A 17,119-nucleotide genomic window follows, 5' to 3' on the forward strand; every position below is an offset into this window, starting at 1 on the left:
ACCAGTTACTAAAGTGACCTCTCCGGCGCTCACGAAACAGTCGCTGGGGACGGGATATGTCGTCGCGACGGGCGTCGTGATTTCCGGCGCATTACTCGCCCACGGCATGTCTCTCGTCCGGCCGTCCCCGATAGACGTGGTCATCCTCAGCGTGGGGTTGACACCGGCGCTAGCCTTGGTAGCGGCGAACTACTGGCTCCCGGTGAGTGGGCTGTCCGGCGACCAGATATGGACCGCTGCGGAGTGGTGTGGACTCGGTATCGCACTGTTTACGCTCATCAAAATCGTCGTGTTGCTCGCCCCGGTACCGCAGTCCTCGATGGTCCCGTCGATACTCGCAAGCGGGGTTGCGGTCGGCGGGTTCGGCGGGGTTTTGTTTGGGTGGCTGCTCGAACTCCGGCGGTCCCGACGCCGACTCGCCCAGAGCAACGAGGTGTTGTTTCGGGTGCTTCGACACGACCTCCGGAACGATCTCAACGTCGCGCTCGGCCACCTCGGCGAACTGCAGCGGGAAACGGCAGAGCGTGATGACCCCAAGTCGCGTGCACACGTCGAGCAGTTGAACGACACCATCGACGATATCATCGACACTACGGAGAAGGCGAGACAGATAGAGTTCGCGTTCGACGCGGACCGTCGCGCACAGCAACCGATCGACCTCGTGCCATGCGTCAGGGAACAGGCGAAAAAGATCACACAATCGTATCCGGAGACGACTGTTGATCTCGATCTCCCGGACCAGTCGAAAGTGTATGCCGACTGGATGCTCGACGTGGTGTTACAGAACGTCATCGAGAACGGGGTCGTCCACTGTGAGGCAACCCCGACGCTGTATATCTCCGTTGAGGAGCACGGCCGAACCGTGTTCGTGCATATCGGCGATAACTGTCCGTCGATTCCACAGCACGAACAGGAGGTCCTCGACAGCGGCGCGGAGACGCAACTGCGCCACTCAAAGGGTGTCGGGCTGTGGCTGACGACGTGGATCGTCGAGAGTTACGGCGGGGCGGTACACCTCACGACCTCAGACGACGGCAATGTCGTGACGTTAGAACTGTGTGGCCCAACAGTGATCGACGAGATTCGCCAAACCCTTCGAGAGTGGCCCTGAAGCCGGACACGAAGCCATCCGTCGACCGCATCAGGAGATATATACGCCTTCGTAGCCTTCGCGTCAGTAATGACCCGAATCGACGTTATCGACAATCACGGACAGTTCACACATCTGGAGCAACGCGCGCTCCGTGACATGGGTGTCGACGTCTCGCTCAGGGACAACACGACACCCCCGGAGGAAATCGACGCCGACGGCATCGTCCTATCGGGCGGCCCGGACATGGACGATATCGGGAACTGCCCCGAGTACCTCGACCTCGACGTTCCCGTACTCGGTATCTGTCTGGGGATGCAACTCATCGCCGACGAACTCGGCGGCCGGGTCGGCGGCGGCGAGTACGGCGGCTACGCGGACGTGACGGTCGACATCCTCGACGAGGACGACCCGCTTCTGGGCTCGCTGTATCCCGAAACGCGCGTGTGGGCCAGCCACGCCGACGAAGTGAAGGAAGTCCCGCCCGGATTCGAGCGGACCGCGACCTCCGACGTCTGTGGCGTCGAGGCGATGAGCAACACGGACGAATCGATATACGGCGTCCAGTGGCATCCGGAGGTCGCCCACACTGAAGAGGGCGAGGAAGTGTTCGAGAACTTCCTGTCGGTCTGTGACAAGCAGTCTGTCGCTCGCCAGTAACCGTCGGGGAAGAATGTAACTGGTTTTATATTCGCTCGTAGGGTGTGATACAAAAATGACGGCGACACAGGGCAATCTTGCTAGCCTTTCGCGATTTATTTTCAGGGCTCCGACCTGGTATACGAGCCTAGCCTTCGCGCTGGTCATCGCCGCGATGACTGGCATTGTTGCGTTTGATTCACGATTCATTCTCGATGACGCCTGGCAGGGCGTGTTTCTCATCGGTCTGCCGACCTCAATCGCCAGTGCCGTGACACCGTGGGTCGACCGGCAGTTGGGCGGACAACTCACCCCGAACCGGGCTACCCTGCTTGCAGTCATCTGTGAGCTTATCACTATCGCGATGCTGACCATTGCTGGCGTTATCGCCGTCTTTACTGTCCGCCTCGGCCAGAACTTCGTCTTCGACGTATTGTTAGTCGCGCTGGCGTCGATATTCGCCTTCCGGCTGCTGATACTGATGGCTGTCTCGCGGCATTCACTCCCGAAAGCGGCGATTCCGGCGAGCGTCCAGACAGTCACTGCCGCCGTGTTGCTGGCGATATACAGCGGGGCAACCGCGTTCATCCTCGATAACCCGATGCTCCGGGAGTACCTTTCCCGCCCGGAGGAGGTTCCGCCACAGGTACAGGGGTTTATTCCACAGGATTTCATCATTCTCGCGGTTATCTGTGTCATCTACGCGCTGGCGGTCTGGCTGTTCCTCGTCGTCATCGACCAACCGTGGCGCTCCTCGCTCGGCGTTTCCGCGCTGGATTTCCTCCGTGGTTTCATTGGGCACATCGCCGAAGGCACGCGAGAACTGGAGGAGTTCTTCGAGGACATCGGCGAAGAAGCCGTCGTCCCGGTCACCGTATTGTCGGTCCGCCGGCCGGGCGGCGAGGAGAAAGCCCGATTCGTCCTGCCGATGATTCACCCCGGCCCGATGGGCGAAATCGGCGGTGGGAACCTCCCCAGACGCGTCGCCGAGTCGGCTGAGGGTCTGGCCTTCCCGCCACACGCGACCGCCGGCCACGACTTCAACCTCGTCACGGAACGGGAGGTCGACACCATCCTGTCGACGGCCGAGACGGCGTACCAGAACCTCGAATACGACGACCAGGCGACGGCAGGGACTCGCGTCACCGAAGGGGAAGCCACGCTGACCGGCCAGGCCTTCGGCGACGACGCGCTCGTCGTGAACACGTACGCGCCGGGCTGTGCCGACGACGTTGAGTACGCCGTCGGACTCTCGGCGATGTCGGAAGCGCGGGCCGACGGGCTCGACGACGTGCTGCTGGTCGACGCACACAACTGCAACGACGGGCTCGAAGGTGACGACCTCGGCCACGTCGTGCCCGGCAGTCAGCGGTCCTTCGATATGCTCCACGGAGCCGGACAGCTTGGAAGCCTGCTCACGGACGCCGAAACTGGCCACCTCCGCTGTGGCGTCGCCTGGGACGAAACCCCCTGGGAACCCAAAGAGGGCATCGGCCCGCTCGGGATCCGCGTCTGTGTCTTCGAGGTCAACGACCAGCGAACGGCGTACGTACTCATCGACGGCAACAACATGGAACCGGGCCTCCGCCAGCGCATCATCGACGCCACCGAAGGCGTGGACATGGTGGAGGTAATGACCAGTGACACCCATATCGTCAATACTGTCGAGGCCGAGAACCAGGTCGGACAGGCGATCCCCGAGAAGGAGATCGTTGCGCTCATCGGCGACCTCGTCGACAGAGCTGTCGCCGACCTCGAACCCGTCGAGGCCGGGATGGCGAGCGAACAGGCGACCGTGACGGTGTTCGGCAACGACCGGACCGAGACGCTGGCCTCGACTGCCAACGCGATGGTCTCGATGGGTGGCGCGCTGGCTGGCGCGTTTATTCTCGCCGTAATGACGATCAGCGTATTGATTTTCCTGCTGACCTGACGGCTCGACCGGATACGCTTCATCTGAGACCCAGCACTGTCGCTCGGCGAGTTGTGCCGTCAGAAAGCGCCGAGGAGGAGATTTGAACTCCTGAGTCCGTGAGGACAGTTGCTCTCGAAGCAACCGCCTTGGCCAGGCTAGGCTACCTCGGCTCACCCATCAGTACCGCCGTTTGCTCTTTAGGGGTTTCGATTTCGGACTCGACACCCCTTTATCGAACCCGTAACATGACAGGCTATGGACGCTACCGAGGCAAGCGAAGTGTCGAGTCAGATCCTCGACGAGATCGGGAGTGCCGTCATCGCTGACCGTGGCTTCTTCGAGACGGTGCTGCTGGGAGTCGTCGCGAAGGGCCACGTCCTGCTTGAGGACGTGCCCGGCACGGGAAAGACGCTGACCGCCCGCAGCGTCGCGACCGCGCTGGGACTGTCGTTCTCCCGTATCCAGTTCACGCCGGACCTCCTGCCGGCCGATATCACTGGGACACACATCTTCAACGAGGAATCCCGGAGCTTCGAATTCACTGAGGGGCCGGTGTTTGCCAACGTCCTGTTGGCCGACGAGATCAACCGCGCACCGCCAAAGACCCAGTCCGCGCTGCTCGAAGCAATGGAGGAGGGACAGGTCACTGTCGACGGGGACACGTACGACCTGCCCGAACCGTTCTTCGTCATCGCCACGCAGAACCCAGTCGACATGGAGGGGACCTTCGAGTTACCAGAGGCGCAGGTCGACCGGTTCCTGGCAAAGACATCACTCGGCTATCCTGACGACGAAGGCGAGGTCGAACTCCTCCGGCGGCGTGCCGGCCGGACGACACAGAGTCCAACGGTGAAACCGATACTCGACGCGGAATCAGTCAAAGAACTCCGGAGCGTACCGGAGACGGTTACCGTCGACGACGACCTGCTGCAGTACATGGCTGACCTCGTCCGGGCGACTAGGGACGACTACCGCGTGGACGTCGGGGTCTCACCGCGCGGGACCCAGCGACTGTTCGAGGCGACGCGAGCGATGGCGACGATTGCTGGTCGGGAGTACGTTGCGCCGGACGACATCAAGCGGGTCGCACAGCCGGTGCTGGCCCACAGGCTGGTGTTGACACCTGATGCCCGCGTCGAGCAAGTCGACAAGGGAACAGTCATCCAGAGTGTGCTCGACGAGGTCCCCGTTCCGACGGTCTAACCCCACGTCCAGTGGGCGTCCAGCGCGTATCGGTACACGCCGGTGATGACGATAGCCCCACCATTGCCGACTAGCGGCACGACACCACCCCAGGTGACAAAGGCATAGAGGAGGCCTAACTGGAGCGGGATCGCCGTCCCACGAACGAGATTTGTCTTCCCTAACCCGACTACGTACTCCCGGAAATCCGAATGCTGTGACCGGTGGAACGTCCAGGCGTTGTTGAGGACGTACTGGAGCAAAATCGTACACTCAATTGCGATAGCGGCTGCGAAAATGTAATTCAGGCCACCGATATCGTTGAACAACCATAGTAGCGCTTGCTGAATCGACGCGGCAAACACACCGACGAGGAAAAACCGGATGAGTTGCTGTCGCCGGGCCGGTGTGACGACAGCGGACGCCATACAGCCTTACTGATAACCGAGCGCTTTTAACCGTGCTGTTATTTCGTCGGACGCTTCAGTGTTTCCAGCCCCATTCCCGTCGCTGTCGAGTTCGGCGAGGTGATCGGCGACAGCCTCCGACAACCGGTCGAGGACGGTCGCGGGCGGGTCGGCGTCCGTCGTGTCCGAGCAGAGGTTGACTTGTTCCTCAGAGTCGTTCGTCCGGTCGTACAGTTCCTGGCGCCCTGATTCCGTGAACTCGATGTACGTGTACCGCTCGTCGCGCGCACTGAGGAGGAGTTCGCCGTCCGCACGGCTCCGCGGAATCGGCTGACTGGTCACGCTCTCGCCCCGGACCGCCGCGGAGACGATGGGGCCGCGATCTTCAATGGTCTCGCCGTGTATCGCTGGAGCGACGGACGCCCCGTCCCACTCCGCCGCCGGCGTGAGCGACAGCAGATCACACACCGTCGGTGCGATCGTGTCGAGGCCGACCGGCGTCTCGACCGATTGGCCCTCGCTCTCCGGCGTTGAGACGATGTAGGGAACATCGATGAGCTCCCGGTAGAGCTTGGGATAGTGAGCAAGGTGACCGTGTTCGAGGAACTCCTCGCCGTGGTCGCCGGCGACGATGACGGCTGTGTCGTCGCGGTGCCCCTCGGTTTCGAGAGTGTCGAGAAGCCGACCGACGCTGGCGTCGACCTGCCGGACTGTCGCCTCGTACAGCGTCCGGAGCGTCTCCAGCGTCCGGTCGTCGACCTCCCAGCCCAGCCCGGTTCGGAGGTGGGAGCTGAGCATCCGGAGGACGCCGAAGTGGTTGTCTGATACCTCGCGGATATGCCGCGGGGCCGGAACGTACGGCGTGTGCGTGTCCATGTAGTGGACCCACAGGAAGAACGGTCCGTCGGTCGTCTCTAGGAACTCGGTGGCGTGGTCTTCGAGGTCCCCCATACGAGACACGTCGGCGAAGGGGCGCTCGTCGGACCCCCCGCTGAGGACGGTCGCGGCACGACGGAACGGTGAAGTGCCGAGCTGGACCCATGCCTGAATCGTCGGGTGAGCTGCCAGGTACTTGCTGTAGCCGCCGCTGTCGACGAACGGCTCGAACTCGTCGAATCCGCGGTCGTATCCCCAGTGATCGGTGAGAAAGCCGTTTGCGGCGTTGAACCCAGCCGTCTCGATACCGGCATCGGACACCTGCTCGGCCAGCGTCGGCGTCGACGCCAGACCGATGTCCTCGCTTTCCGAGAATACTGGGCGTGATCCGTGAATGCTAGGGAACGAGAACGGCGTCCAGTTCCCCTGTGCCACGGCGTTTTCGAAGACGACGCCCGAATCGGCCAGCGAGTCCATCACGGGTGAGACACTGTCAACGCCACCCAGCGCGTCGGCCCGCAGCGAGTCAATCGTGACTAGCACCACGTTCTGGGTTGCTGAAGCCGTCATAACCGACCCACCTTCCCCCTCACTCGCAATGTTACCGACGTATCGCGTCCGCAGACTGGGGGTTGCACCCAGCACGTGCCACCGTATTTTTTCATACCCCCCTATACCAGACACTGAATACTGAACGTTCCGGATAAATTCAGGTAGTTATAATAGAACCATACACTGATACGGTAGAATTAAGCGGTCTTGTGAAACCCTCAAACGCCGATAGATCTCAGCAAGCGGCTGAATACAGGGAGTATATTTCGTGCAGTGTTCTATGAGAGAATGACTGAAAAGTGAAATTAACGAAACAATTGATACAAGCCGACTAGAATGACCCAGACACAGGGCTGATGACCGAACACAAACACGAAAACCAGCAACTCTGGAACGAATGGAGCGATGATTTCCAAGCGTTATGGAACGCAAATACCGTGGATGGGGAGCTTCCGCCGGCGCCATCGCCATTCGGTTCGGATGGTCCGGGCGAGCCTCAACCCGATATTCTTGATTCAGTTGCAGAGAAGGACTACGTCGAACTAGGATGTGGAGGCGGCCAAGCAAGTGTCGGGACCGCTGAGCTTGGTGCCGAAACTGTCGTCGGAGTGGATATATCAGGCGAACAACTGCAGCACGCACGGCAGTTGCGAGATTTCTACGACGTTGATGCACAGTTTCTCAAAGGAGATATCACGAACCTCTCGCTCCCCGACGACAGCTTCGATGTAGCGTCTTCCGAGACAGTCTACCAGATGGTCAAGCATCTCGATGAGGCGTTTCGAGAAGTTCACCGCGTTCTCCGAGATGACGGCATCTTCGTCCTCAGCGTGCCACATCCCATACACGAGAGTCTGGATGTCGAAAAAGAGATTTTCGAACGCAGCTACTACGACACCGGTCGGCGGGAAATCACGATTAACGACGACTACGAAGCGAACTTGATCGCCTTTGATCGCACGGTTGCCGATCTTCACAATTCTCTCGTTGATGCCGGATTCACCGTCAAGCGTCTTCTCGAACCACGGCACCACCAGACCACACTCAATGAGCGAAGCGATAGCGATCTCCCCGAACTACTGTGGAAGGTGCCGGGGAGCGTTCGCTTCTGGGCAGTTGCAGAGTGAACGTATGAACCGACTTCTGTAGGGGGTGTACAATGTTTACGTGTGATCGTCTGGATGATTGCTGACTACAAGCTCTCTATTCACCGCGCCGTTTGTATCACCGCTTGAGAGTTTCAACAGAGCCAATTAAACCCCCTCTCCGACAATGACAATCTTGGACGTATTCGATGACCGACCAGATTCAATTTCGGTCCTACAACGACCGGGACGCCGACGCTGTCTGGCGTCTCCACAAATGGGCGATACGAGCGACTGGCAACGACCCCAGCGACATCCCCGGAACGTCGGACCTGGAAAACATCAAGACGCGGTATTTTGACAGCGGCGGCGCGTTTCTCGTCGGTGTCGTTCCCGACGACAACGACGAACTCCCGGAAACGTTCGACGGCGGCCTGGCCGCGATGGGCGGGTTCCTCCCGAATGACGTCGGCCACGCGGACGAGCGCACCGTCCCCGGCGCGGCCGAACTCCACCGGATGCGGGTCGCTCCCTCCCGGCAGCGGCGCGGCTACGGTCGCAACCTCCTCCACAAGCTCGAACAGCAAGTGGCCGAGCAGGGATACGACGTCCTGCTTGCGACGACATCACAGAGCCAGCCCGCCGCAGTCGCGTTCTACCGTGACGAAGGGTATCAGGAGGTAGACCGGTCAACACAGGGCGAGTACGAACTCGTTCATTTCGAAAAGCGGCTCTGACTGTAGCGCCGGGTCGGCGTTCAGTCGCCGCTGTAGGCGTCGTCAGTGTCCTCGCCGAAGGAGGTGTTGAGACCGCCCGGGCTCTCCCGGTCCTGCTCGCGCATGCTCTGTCGCGTGAACTGCGGCTTGGCGCGGACGGCCTTCTTCGAGCGGAACGACCACCACAGCGCCAGTGACAGGCCGACGGTTCCAGCGATGCCGACACCGGTGGCCGGCAGCGACGCCTGCGTGTACAGGAACGCTGTCGAGAACAGCGTGCTCGCGAGCAACATCCCGAGGATGAGTCGCTTGGTCATCGTCGCGAGCAGACCATCGGAGTCCTCGATGTCGGCCTGCACGCGGAAGTCCTCTCGCTCGACCCGGTCGAGAGCGGACTCCAGTTTCGGCGGGATTCGGACAGCTGACCGGGCGGCATCGGACACTTCGGTCGCCCGGTCCTCGACGAAGTTCCGCACGCCCTCGGCGATATACCCCTCCTCGCGGAGGTAGTCAGTCGCGACACCGATGAAGTCGAAGTCCTCGTCGAGCGTGACACAGACGCCTTCGACGACCGTAGCGACGCGCAACACGAGCGCCAGGTTTGCCGGCAGGCGAAGCGGGAACTCGTAGATGGTGTCCTCGACCTGCTGGATGATCTGCTGGACGCGGTATTGCTCGATGTCCTCGCCACGAGCGTCAGCGATGGCCAGTTCCATCACGTCGCCCATCACCTGTCGGTCGGCCTCCGGCGAGAGCGTCCCCATCTCGATGAGGGCGTCGAGGATGGCGTCGATGTCTTGGTCGGCGACGGCGGCGTAGAAGTCGATGATCTTGTCCTGAACGAACGGGTCGACTCGGCCGGACATCCCGAAGTCGTAGAAGACGAGCGTCCCGTCGTCCTGCACGGCGAGGTTGCCGGGATGCGGGTCGGCGTGGAACACGCCGTCGTCGATAATCATCTGGAGGTACGCCCGCTGGAGCGTCTCGGCCAGTTCCGTTCGATTGATCCCGCCCGCATCGAGGCTGTCGATGTCGTTGATCTTCGTGCCGGGAACGTACTCCATCGTCAGGACGCGCCGCGTGGAGTGGGACTCCTTGACCTTGGGGATGCAGATGCGGTCGTTGTCCCTGAAGTTCTCCCGGATCTCGGTGAGCATCCGGCCCTCTCGCTGGTAGTCCATCTCCTCGCGGATGGTCTTCGAGAACTCGTCGGCCAGTGTCTCGAGCGAGAACGACCGGGAATCGTCGATGAAGTACATCAACAGCGGGAGCGACCAGCGGACGACCCGCAGGTCGGCCTCGACGAGCGCTTCGATGCCGGGGCGACGAATCTTGACGGCGACCTTCTCGCCGTCGATCTCTGCCAGATACACCTGACCGAGCGACGCGCCGCTTATCGCCTCCGTCTCGAACTCGTCGAATCGGTCGTCGACGGACCCCAGTTCGTCCTCAATGACAATCCGTGCCTCGTCCCAGTCGGCCGGCGGCACGCGGTCCTGTAACTTCGAGAACTCCTCGATGTACTCCGGGGGCAGGACGTCCGGCCGCGTCGAGAGGATCTGACCGAGTTTGATGAACGTCGGGCCGAGCGTTAGCAACGAGTCAAGCAGCTGCTGTGCACGTTTGCGACGCTGTTCAGCCGTGACGCGGCGCGATGAGCCGACCACGAAGAACCGCTTTCGGTCTCGTGCGTACGCGACCAACAGGGGCAGGAAGTGGCGTGCAACGACGAGGAACCGCCAGTACGCGCGAAGATTCACCGGCTTGCCACCTCTGGGTCAGTCCCCGTCGATCGGGATGGTAGTGCTCGGTGCCGCTGTCGCCTTCGGCAGGCGGAGTTCGAGGACGCCGTTTTCCACGATCCCCTCCCCGCCCTGCCCGGTCGTGTCCGGCGGGAGCGGGAGCTCGGCGTCGAGGAACACGGAGCGGTCCTCGCGGACGAACGTGAACTCGCCGGGCACGTCCTTGGTCCGTTGCCCGTCGATGCGAAGGCGGCCCCCTTCAACGGTTACGTCGATTGTCTCCGCGGTCACGCCCGGCAGATCGAGCACGAGCAGGTATTCGTCCTCGGATTCGAGCACGTCCGCGAACACGGCGTCGGGAAGGTCCCGAAGCGCTTCACGCAGGGCAGACATGCGCCCATCTAAGTGGTACGCAGTGGTAAACCCGACGGTCTCGGCCACTACAGAAGCCCGGACAAGACGGCAACGCTGCCGATGATAACCGCGATAAGACCGAACACAGTCTCAGCGATAGCACCCCGAACAATCCGCCGCGCAGTGCCACGCTCGCTGGTATCGGAGATGACGAACACCGGCGTCCCGTCGCCGTCCCCGACGATAGCGTCGACCAGATTGCTCCCCCACGCCGTTGCGGGGCCACGCATCGCCTGGCCGTAGACGTACACGTCCTCGCCAACGTCCAGCCGACGCTCGGTAAAGCGCTGTTTGTTCCCCAAGCTGATTTCCGTCACGAGCAGGTTCACCGACCCATCTTGGGCCTCGACGCCCTCCGTTCGCTCGACGTAGTCGGCCAGACGCTCGGGGAGTTCAGTCCCGGGGGACACCGTCACCGACTGAGACTCGAACCGCACGTCCGCTCCGTCCGGGTTCACGCGAACGCGCGCGTTCCCGTCGTCGACGATGAAGTCGACGCCGTCCTGCCCCTCGTCCAGCGTCTCCCAGTTCGAGTGTTTGCCCGACGACCGGTACTCCTCGACCTCGTAGGTGTAGGCCAGACACTCGCTGCCGGTGAAGGGGGACGTGACGGTCCCGGCATCCTCGTGGGCAACGGCTGTGCCGGTAATTTCGACGGGACCAGTGTGCCCGTCGAGCGAGCGCACCGGAACGGGATCGTTTCGAAGAATGTGGAACACCGTTTTGAATTCCCGGCCACCGCGAAGGAGGACGAAACTGCCGATGATCAGGAACACGATGCCGACCAGTTGCGGGAGGACCATACGTCGATGCCGACCCGACCGAGGAAAAACGTTCCCAGTCCATGTGGACAAGCGACGGCTGGGGCGTGGCCACTCGGGGTGTTTTTGCCACAGTACCCACTAGCAGGGGTATGGCTGGCTCCCCGCCGTCGGAGGCTGAGTCGCTCGCGCTGGAGACTGCCCGCAGACAGCTCGGTAGTTTCGCTGTCCCTGTCGACCGAACAGACAGAATTCCGCTTTCCGTCGCTGTCGGACGAGTGCTGGCGACAGATACAACGGCCAATAAACCCGTCGAAGAGGCAGATATCTCGGTCGATGACACCGTCTTCGACCAAGGGCATCAGGTACGGCCCGGCGACGTGGGACTGCTGCGGGCGACCGGCGTCTCCGAACTGCTCGTCCGCCAGCGACCGCAGGTCGGCATCGTACCGACTGGCGACAAACTCCGAGCGGATGCCAGCCCAGCCCGCGAGGTCGAGACGGCGGGGTTCACGCTGGCGCAGTACGTCGACCGGTGGGGCGGGAAGGTGACCTACCGGGACCCCGTCGCTGACGACGCGCCGGCGCTCCGGATGGCCGTCCAGCGTGACCTCACCCGAGATGCGCTCGTCATCACAGGGACCGAGCCGGGGGATACGCTTCGAGAGGTCGTTGCAGATCTCGGTGAGGTGTTCACCGACTACGTCGATATCGACCCGGGCCAGCGGACGGGCGTCGCCGTCGTCGAGGACCGCCCGGTCCTGCTGTTGCCGAAGTCGCCGAGTGCAGCCCGCGTCGGCGCGGTACACCTCCTTCGTCCGCTACTGAAGGCGTTTGCCGATGCACCGCTGTCTGCACACCCGGAGTCACGAGCGACGCTGGCGGCGGACATCGACAGTCAGCACGGCGTCAAGACGTTTACGCCAGTCGCTGTGAGCGACGGGACAGCAACGCCGCTGCCCGGCGTTGACCTCGCGACCGCGACCCGGGCCGACGGCTGGGTATCCGTGGCTGCTGACGAGACTGGTATCGATGCCGGAACGACCGTCACTGTGGAAAACTGGGACTACCTGCCCTGAGACGACGCCAGGTCGAGTAACGTAGCGACGCGTTTGTCACCACGCACGCACCGACCTGTCTCTGCCGGGGACCGCCGGCCGACGTGGACGCCATCGAGGCCCGCGTTCCACGCCGCACCGATGTCTGACGGATTATCTCCCGCCAGCACACCGCTGTGGCCGTTGTACCAGACATCCATCTCCCGCATCGCCAGTTCGACCGGCTTCGGGTCGGGCTTCCAGCCGATGTCGTCGTCACAGCAGACGACCGTCTCGAACCAGTCGGCGATGTCGAGGTGATCGAGCACCGGCTCGGTGAGGTACTGCTGGCAGTGTGTGACCAGTCCGACCGGTGTATCAAGGGTGGCGAGGAACGCCTCGGCGTCGTCGTAGAGATACGTCGCCTCGGCCCGGGCGACAGGGTCTTCCTCCTCGTGGAACAGCCGCCAGAACTCCTGCTGGTCGATGCCACGCTCCGCAAGCGTCCGCGACCGTGTCCCACCGAATCCGTACCAGAGTGCATCCCGTTCCCGGTCGGTGAACTCGACGCCGAGGCGGTCGCCGACGGCGCCCATTACCTTCCGGGGGTACGCTGGCTCGATGTCGACGAGGGTCCCGTCGAGGTCGAACAGCCAGAAGTCGTAGTCGGTGGTCATGAGAGGTAGATTTATTGGGGATTTTCTAATAAAGTCTTTCGGGCCCTACTGTCAGTTTTGAGGTGTATAACACATCTGTAGTCACTGACTACACAGCAGCGGCTCGGCCTATGTCACCCGTATCGAACTGCCGAGATACTTGGTGAGCACCTCGCTGACCGAGTCAGCGTTGAACAGGGACAGATCGTCGGCGATTTGGGCTTTCAGCGCGTCGAAATGCGCCTCGTCGGTCCGGAGTTCACTGAACGACGCCGAGACGACTGGACAGCCGAGTTCGTCCTCGACGAGCCGACGGAAATGCGGTTCGTCAGCGAGTTCGCCCCGCCAGAGCGTGTTCCGGAAGAACAGCCAGCCGCTTTTGCCCGGGTCGTCAGCCGTCCGGTACAGCGTCGTTTCGAACCGATCGGGGTCAGTCCACAGCCCATCTGCGTCCGGCTCCAGCCGAATTTCTACCCGGAAAACATACTGTGCGGTCGCGCCGTCGGGGTCAGTCGGCTGGAGCGACGCGAGTCCGTCGGGCGTGTCCACGGTCACACCGTCAGTCGTGGATGCCGTTCAGCCGTTCGGCGAGGTCGATATCGTTCTCGGTGATGCCACCGGCATCGTGGGTTGTGAGCCGGACTTCGACCTCGCCCCAGCGGATGGTCATTTCCGGGTGATGCCACGCGTCCTCTGCGAGGCCCGCCGCGGCGCTCAGAAAGCCCGACGCGTCCAAATAGCCGTCGAACTCGAAGGCGCGGACGATTTCATCGCCCTCGCGGGTCCATTGCTCGGGTAGTCGGTCGCTAATCTCGTCGTCAGAGAGCAAGTCTGCCATATCGGCTACGTCGGGCGGCGTGGGCAAAAAGGTGGGCGTGATCAGTCGTCAGAGAGCCGGTCGAGCATCGCGTTCGGGATCTCGTCGCGCATGCCGTCGGGGATGTCGTCGACCGACATACCCTGGGTGAACTCAGGCGGCGTGGCTTGATCCGGGCCGCCGAAGTCCGGATCGAACAACTGGAGCGCCGTATGGATCGTCGACCAGTCGTCCTCCTCCGCGGCGTCGCGCAGGCTCTTGGTCGGCGCGGCGAGGATCTGCGAGACGATGGCGTCGGCCATTGCTTCGACGACCTCCGCCTGCTCATCGTCGAAGTCAGCTGCCGAAAGTGCGCTGTTGATCTCTGCGGCCTTGACCTGTTCAGCGCTCTCGTACATCGTCGAAATAACTCTGTCTGCGCGTTTGCGCTTGTACTGCGTGAGCAGGCGGTCGAACTCCTGATCAACGATACGCTCGACCGCTTCGGCGGCTCGCTGTCGCTTGTTCCGCGTTTCAGCGGTCACCGACTCCAGCGCATCAAGGTCATACACCGTCACCGACGGGAGGCGGTCCGCGCCCGCCGGGACGTCACGCGGTTGGGCAATATCGACAATGGATACATCGCCGGAATCGCTGAAGGTCCCGATATCGAACACCTGATCGCCGCTTCCCGTTGCCGAAATGACGGCACTGGCCTCGGAGACGGCGGCTTCGATACCGTCGAGTGCGAGTGCGCTGGCGTCGATATCGACCGATTCAGCAATGTGCTCTGCGTGTGGGACCGTCCGGTTGGCCACGAGCAGCCGGTCTACTTCCTCGCTAAGCGCCTCCGCAGCGAGTTGGCCCATCTCGCCGGCCCCGACAACGAGCGCTGTCCCATCCGCTAGCGAACTCTCCTGTTTGAGAAGGCGAACCGCGGCGGAGGCAATCGAGACGACACCCTCGTTGATTTTCGTCTCCGTGCGAGCGCGCTCGCCCACGTGAATCGCTTTCGTGACACCGTCTTCCAGCATCGGTCCGATGCCGCCAACGCCGCGTGCGGTCTCGTAGGCGGTCCGGAGCTGGCCAAGGATCTGATCCTCACCCAGCACAATCGATTCGAGCCCGGCGGCTACTCGAAGCAAGTGACGGAGGCTCTCCTCGTGACCCATCTCGACGACGACGTCATCGGGCACGGCACGGGTGAACAGTTCGAGCGCGTCAAGCCCGTCCTCGTGATCAGAGACGACGACGTACCCTTCAGTACGGTTGCACGTCTGCAGCGCAATCGCCTCTTCAACCTCTGGGTTGGCGAGCAGGGATTCGACGGCGTGGCGCTCGCTGTCCGCCGCAGCGGTTTCTAATTGGTCGACGCTTGCGCGCTCATGGGAGATACAGACCCCAACGATTGCACCAGTGTCCCCTCTCACGTTTGATCACCAGGTAACTCTCCGATCACGTCTCTAGCTACTTGCTCTCCCTTGTACCTGCCACTATCTAAAGCCTTCCAAACTTCCCGTGACCTGACAACGAACCTGACGGCGTCGCGCCGTTCGGCCGCCGGGACCCCCCGGTCGCGCAGGTCCTCACGGAAGTCGCCGACGACCTCAGCCATCAGACCAGCGTTTCCGAACTCGTCTTCGAACCGCTCGCGAAGGTGTTTCGATAGCGCCGGCGCGCGCCCGCCGGTCGCAATCGCGAGCGTCACCGGGTCGTCCCGTACAGTGGCCGGCACGACGACGTTGCCGAACGACTGGTCGCCGTGGTCGTCGGCGCGGTTGACGAGCGCGCCGTGCTCCTCAGCGGCTGTGCTGAAGGCGTCGTTCAGGTCCGAGTCATCCGTCGCGGCGACGACCAGCGCCGGGTCGGTCTGCTCGACCCACTCCGTGGCGTCCTCGGGGGCCGGTGCGGCCCGGACCTTTTCAGCGTCAGCGAACGTTCGGTCGCCGAACTCGGGACTGAGGACGACGACGCTCGCCTCCGCGGCGAACGTTCGGGCCTTGCGCGCACCGACTGGGCCGCCACCGACGACGAGCACCGTCTCGCCCTCGAAATCGTGCATAAGCGGAATCATCGGTTGGCACTCCCTGATTCGGCACTACGGTCCTGCATACGCACGATCACGCCGTCTCTGTGTTCTGCCGCGCTCGTTCATCCAGCCTGATGCCTGTTTTTTTCAGGATGCGCGTCGAGAACAGCGTGTCCCAGTCGTCCTCAGAGACGTCCCAGTGGTCGGTCATCCGGTCACGGACCTGCTGGATGCGCTCCTGACTCTCCGCTTCACTTCGCCCATGGGTCATCGCGAAGAAGTTGTACGGCCAGACACCGTCGTGACGGGGCCGCTCGTAACAGTGGGTTACGAAGTCGAACTCGGCGATGGCCGGGCCGACCTCGTCGATGACCTCGTCGGGCACGTCCCAGACAGTCATCCCGTTCTCGCTGTAGCCAAGCGCGTAGTGGTTCGGGATGACGCCGACGCGGCGGACTTTCCCCTCCGCGTTGAAGCGCTTGATCGTCTCCAGTACCCAACCAACGTCAGCGTCGATTTCGTCGGCCACGTCGGCGTACGGTGTGGCAGTGACCGGGAGACCGTCCTGGATTTCCAGCACGAGGTCCAGTTCGTCGGCGGTCAGGGACTGGCTGTCCGTCGGCGTCACGTCCGGACCCAGATCCGAACAGTCGATGTCCTGAGTCTGTGGCCCCTCGACGGGGAACTTCGCGCCGACGTGGAACTCCTGCTGTTTCGGGAGGTTGTATGTCTCCTCGCCGGTTTCGGCCTCGATTTCGGCCAGAACCTCCTCGACCCGTCCTTCCTCGGCCACCGAGAGAACGAACCACATGTTCAGATGCGGGTGTTCGCGCTCGTAATTGTGCGCGACCTCCGGGTACGCGTTTATCATCTCGGCGTGTTCGTCGTAGCTGTCCTCGGGGGCGTGGGTTGCGACGAGCGTGGCAGTGCCGCCGATCGCTTCGGCGTTGATGAGTGCCCCGAACCGCGTGAGCACGCCCGCGTCGTCGAGGTCCTGTACGCGCGTTAGCAGCTCGTCCGCGTCGATGTCGACGCCGTGGTCGGCGAGGGCCGCCGCGGCCGGTTCGAACGGCCGTTCGACGACCGGGAAGCCGCCCTGGAAGGCGTTCAACACCGCCCGGTCTACCGTCCCGAGGTCTTCGCTCATACGGAAAGCTGGGGGTTCTGCGAATAAAAACAGCCCGGGACAGGCGAGCGAACGCGGCCCGCATGTCCGGGTCGC

18 protein-coding genes and 1 tRNA gene are annotated in these 17,119 nt (G+C 62.5%); 7 read left to right on the forward strand and 12 right to left on the reverse strand.

Features of this window, described 5'->3' with window-relative positions; translation table 11 throughout:
* The first annotated feature begins 13 nt into the window (after positions 1-13).
* The 3 genes from IEY38_RS00160 (at position 14) to IEY38_RS00170 (ending at position 3,662) form a co-directional block, all read left to right on the forward strand.
* Positions 14-1,111 (forward strand): ATP-binding protein, encoded by a 1,098-nt coding sequence (locus IEY38_RS00160; RefSeq protein WP_188974452.1) that lies wholly within the window; start codon positions 14-16, stop codon positions 1,109-1,111.
* 69 nt (positions 1,112-1,180) lie between these two features.
* Positions 1,181-1,750, forward strand: coding sequence for a GMP synthase subunit A (locus tag IEY38_RS00165; RefSeq protein WP_170097319.1), 570 nt, complete (start codon positions 1,181-1,183; stop codon positions 1,748-1,750).
* Positions 1,751-1,805: 55 nt separating this feature from the next.
* The gene (locus tag IEY38_RS00170; protein WP_188974453.1) at positions 1,806-3,662 is read left to right on the forward strand and encodes a DUF2070 family protein; all 1,857 of its coding nucleotides are present in this window, start codon (positions 1,806-1,808) and stop codon (positions 3,660-3,662) included.
* 67 nt (positions 3,663-3,729) lie between these two features.
* Here IEY38_RS00170 and IEY38_RS00175 read toward each other — a convergent pair.
* Positions 3,730-3,814 (reverse strand) — tRNA-Ser (locus IEY38_RS00175).
* 85 nt (positions 3,815-3,899) lie between these two features.
* Here IEY38_RS00175 and IEY38_RS00180 point away from each other — a divergent pair.
* Complete coding sequence (locus IEY38_RS00180) at positions 3,900-4,847, forward strand: AAA family ATPase (RefSeq protein ID WP_004591469.1); 948 nt, start codon at positions 3,900-3,902, stop codon at positions 4,845-4,847.
* On the opposite strand, the gene IEY38_RS00185 is transcribed toward IEY38_RS00180, so the two are convergent.
* Both IEY38_RS00185 and IEY38_RS00190 read right to left on the reverse strand, forming a co-directional pair.
* Positions 4,844-5,254, reverse strand: a complete 411-nt coding sequence (locus IEY38_RS00185; RefSeq protein WP_188974454.1) for a GtrA family protein — start codon at positions 5,252-5,254, stop codon at positions 4,844-4,846. The two genes, IEY38_RS00180 and IEY38_RS00185, sit on opposite strands and share 4 nt — an antisense overlap.
* A gap of 6 nt (positions 5,255-5,260) precedes the next feature.
* Positions 5,261-6,679 (reverse strand): sulfatase, encoded by a 1,419-nt coding sequence (locus IEY38_RS00190; RefSeq protein ID WP_188974455.1) that lies wholly within the window; start codon positions 6,677-6,679, stop codon positions 5,261-5,263.
* Between the two features lie 338 nt (positions 6,680-7,017).
* Between IEY38_RS00190 and IEY38_RS00195 the strand changes: the two genes are divergently transcribed.
* Together IEY38_RS00195 and IEY38_RS00200 are read left to right on the forward strand one after the other, a co-directional pair.
* Positions 7,018-7,788 carry a class I SAM-dependent methyltransferase gene (locus IEY38_RS00195; protein ID WP_188974456.1) on the forward strand — a complete coding sequence of 257 codons (771 nt, stop codon included), beginning with the start codon at positions 7,018-7,020 and terminating at the stop codon, positions 7,786-7,788.
* A 167-nt stretch (positions 7,789-7,955) separates the two neighbouring features.
* A complete protein-coding gene (locus IEY38_RS00200) occupies positions 7,956-8,483 on the forward strand; it encodes a GNAT family N-acetyltransferase (RefSeq protein WP_188974457.1) in 528 nt (175 codons plus the stop codon).
* Positions 8,484-8,503: 20 nt separating this feature from the next.
* Here the strand turns inward: IEY38_RS00200 and IEY38_RS00205 are convergent, their stop codons facing one another.
* The 3 genes from IEY38_RS00205 to IEY38_RS00215 are packed head-to-tail and all read right to left on the reverse strand — an operon-like array spanning position 8,504 to position 11,421.
* The gene (locus IEY38_RS00205) at positions 8,504-10,222 is read right to left on the reverse strand and encodes an ABC1 kinase family protein (protein ID WP_188974458.1); all 1,719 of its coding nucleotides are present in this window, start codon (positions 10,220-10,222) and stop codon (positions 8,504-8,506) included.
* An 18-nt stretch (positions 10,223-10,240) separates the two neighbouring features.
* Positions 10,241-10,597, reverse strand: coding sequence for an Hsp20/alpha crystallin family protein (locus tag IEY38_RS00210; protein ID WP_188974459.1), 357 nt, complete (start codon positions 10,595-10,597; stop codon positions 10,241-10,243).
* A 47-nt stretch (positions 10,598-10,644) separates the two neighbouring features.
* Positions 10,645-11,421, reverse strand: coding sequence for a GIDE domain-containing protein (locus tag IEY38_RS00215; RefSeq protein ID WP_188974460.1), 777 nt, complete (start codon positions 11,419-11,421; stop codon positions 10,645-10,647).
* 110 nt (positions 11,422-11,531) lie between these two features.
* Between IEY38_RS00215 and IEY38_RS00220 the strand changes: the two genes are divergently transcribed.
* Entirely contained in the window at positions 11,532-12,458 is a 927-nt protein-coding gene (locus IEY38_RS00220) for a molybdopterin-binding protein (protein WP_188974461.1), read from the forward strand.
* On the opposite strand, the gene IEY38_RS00225 is transcribed toward IEY38_RS00220, so the two are convergent.
* From IEY38_RS00225 to ahbB, 6 genes are all read right to left on the reverse strand, one after another.
* A complete protein-coding gene (locus IEY38_RS00225) occupies positions 12,446-13,093 on the reverse strand; it encodes an HAD family hydrolase (protein ID WP_188974462.1) in 648 nt (215 codons plus the stop codon). The genes IEY38_RS00220 and IEY38_RS00225 overlap by 13 nt on opposite strands.
* Positions 13,094-13,201: 108 nt before the next feature.
* Entirely contained in the window at positions 13,202-13,621 is a 420-nt protein-coding gene (gene lwrS / locus IEY38_RS00230) for an LWR-salt protein (protein WP_188976093.1), read from the reverse strand.
* A 10-nt stretch (positions 13,622-13,631) separates the two neighbouring features.
* On the reverse strand, positions 13,632-13,910 hold the full coding sequence (locus IEY38_RS00235) for a 4a-hydroxytetrahydrobiopterin dehydratase (protein WP_005537935.1): 279 nt from the start codon (positions 13,908-13,910) through the stop codon (positions 13,632-13,634).
* Between the two features lie 41 nt (positions 13,911-13,951).
* A complete protein-coding gene (hemA, locus tag IEY38_RS00240) occupies positions 13,952-15,298 on the reverse strand; it encodes a glutamyl-tRNA reductase (RefSeq protein ID WP_188974463.1) in 1,347 nt (448 codons plus the stop codon).
* The gene (locus tag IEY38_RS00245) at positions 15,295-15,942 is read right to left on the reverse strand and encodes a precorrin-2 dehydrogenase/sirohydrochlorin ferrochelatase family protein (protein ID WP_188974464.1); all 648 of its coding nucleotides are present in this window, start codon (positions 15,940-15,942) and stop codon (positions 15,295-15,297) included. Before IEY38_RS00245 ends, hemA begins: the two co-directional genes overlap by 4 nt.
* Positions 15,943-15,988: 46 nt before the next feature.
* Positions 15,989-17,044, reverse strand: a complete 1,056-nt coding sequence (gene ahbB / locus IEY38_RS00250) for a siroheme decarboxylase subunit beta (RefSeq protein ID WP_188974465.1) — start codon at positions 17,042-17,044, stop codon at positions 15,989-15,991.
* Positions 17,045-17,119: the final 75 nt, after the last annotated feature.

Origin of the sequence: Haloarcula sebkhae, from assembly GCF_014647415.1 — an archaeon.
Lineage (GTDB): Archaea > Halobacteriota > Halobacteria > Halobacteriales > Haloarculaceae > Haloarcula > Haloarcula sebkhae.

What these genes read in the sequence shown, in the direction of transcription:
- IEY38_RS00220 (WP_188974461.1), top strand. Translation starts at nt 11,532, where the DNA reads ATGGCTGGCTCCCCGCCGTCGGAGGCTGAGTCGCTCGCGCTGGAGACT.
- IEY38_RS00165 (WP_170097319.1), top strand. Translation starts at nt 1,181, where the DNA reads ATGACCCGAATCGACGTTATCGACAATCACGGACAGTTCACACATCTG.
- IEY38_RS00245 (WP_188974464.1), bottom strand. Translation starts at nt 15,942, where the DNA reads ATGATTCCGCTTATGCACGATTTCGAGGGCGAGACGGTGCTCGTCGTC.
- IEY38_RS00195 (WP_188974456.1), top strand. Translation starts at nt 7,018, where the DNA reads ATGACCGAACACAAACACGAAAACCAGCAACTCTGGAACGAATGGAGC.
- IEY38_RS00215 (WP_188974460.1), bottom strand. Translation starts at nt 11,421, where the DNA reads ATGGTCCTCCCGCAACTGGTCGGCATCGTGTTCCTGATCATCGGCAGT.
- IEY38_RS00185 (WP_188974454.1), bottom strand. Translation starts at nt 5,254, where the DNA reads ATGGCGTCCGCTGTCGTCACACCGGCCCGGCGACAGCAACTCATCCGG.
- ahbB (WP_188974465.1), bottom strand. Translation starts at nt 17,044, where the DNA reads ATGAGCGAAGACCTCGGGACGGTAGACCGGGCGGTGTTGAACGCCTTC.
- IEY38_RS00170 (WP_188974453.1), top strand. Translation starts at nt 1,806, where the DNA reads ATGACGGCGACACAGGGCAATCTTGCTAGCCTTTCGCGATTTATTTTC.
- IEY38_RS00180 (WP_004591469.1), top strand. Translation starts at nt 3,900, where the DNA reads ATGGACGCTACCGAGGCAAGCGAAGTGTCGAGTCAGATCCTCGACGAG.
- IEY38_RS00225 (WP_188974462.1), bottom strand. Translation starts at nt 13,093, where the DNA reads ATGACCACCGACTACGACTTCTGGCTGTTCGACCTCGACGGGACCCTC.
- IEY38_RS00190 (WP_188974455.1), bottom strand. Translation starts at nt 6,679, where the DNA reads ATGACGGCTTCAGCAACCCAGAACGTGGTGCTAGTCACGATTGACTCG.
- IEY38_RS00200 (WP_188974457.1), top strand. Translation starts at nt 7,956, where the DNA reads ATGACCGACCAGATTCAATTTCGGTCCTACAACGACCGGGACGCCGAC.
- IEY38_RS00210 (WP_188974459.1), bottom strand. Translation starts at nt 10,597, where the DNA reads ATGTCTGCCCTGCGTGAAGCGCTTCGGGACCTTCCCGACGCCGTGTTC.
- IEY38_RS00235 (WP_005537935.1), bottom strand. Translation starts at nt 13,910, where the DNA reads ATGGCAGACTTGCTCTCTGACGACGAGATTAGCGACCGACTACCCGAG.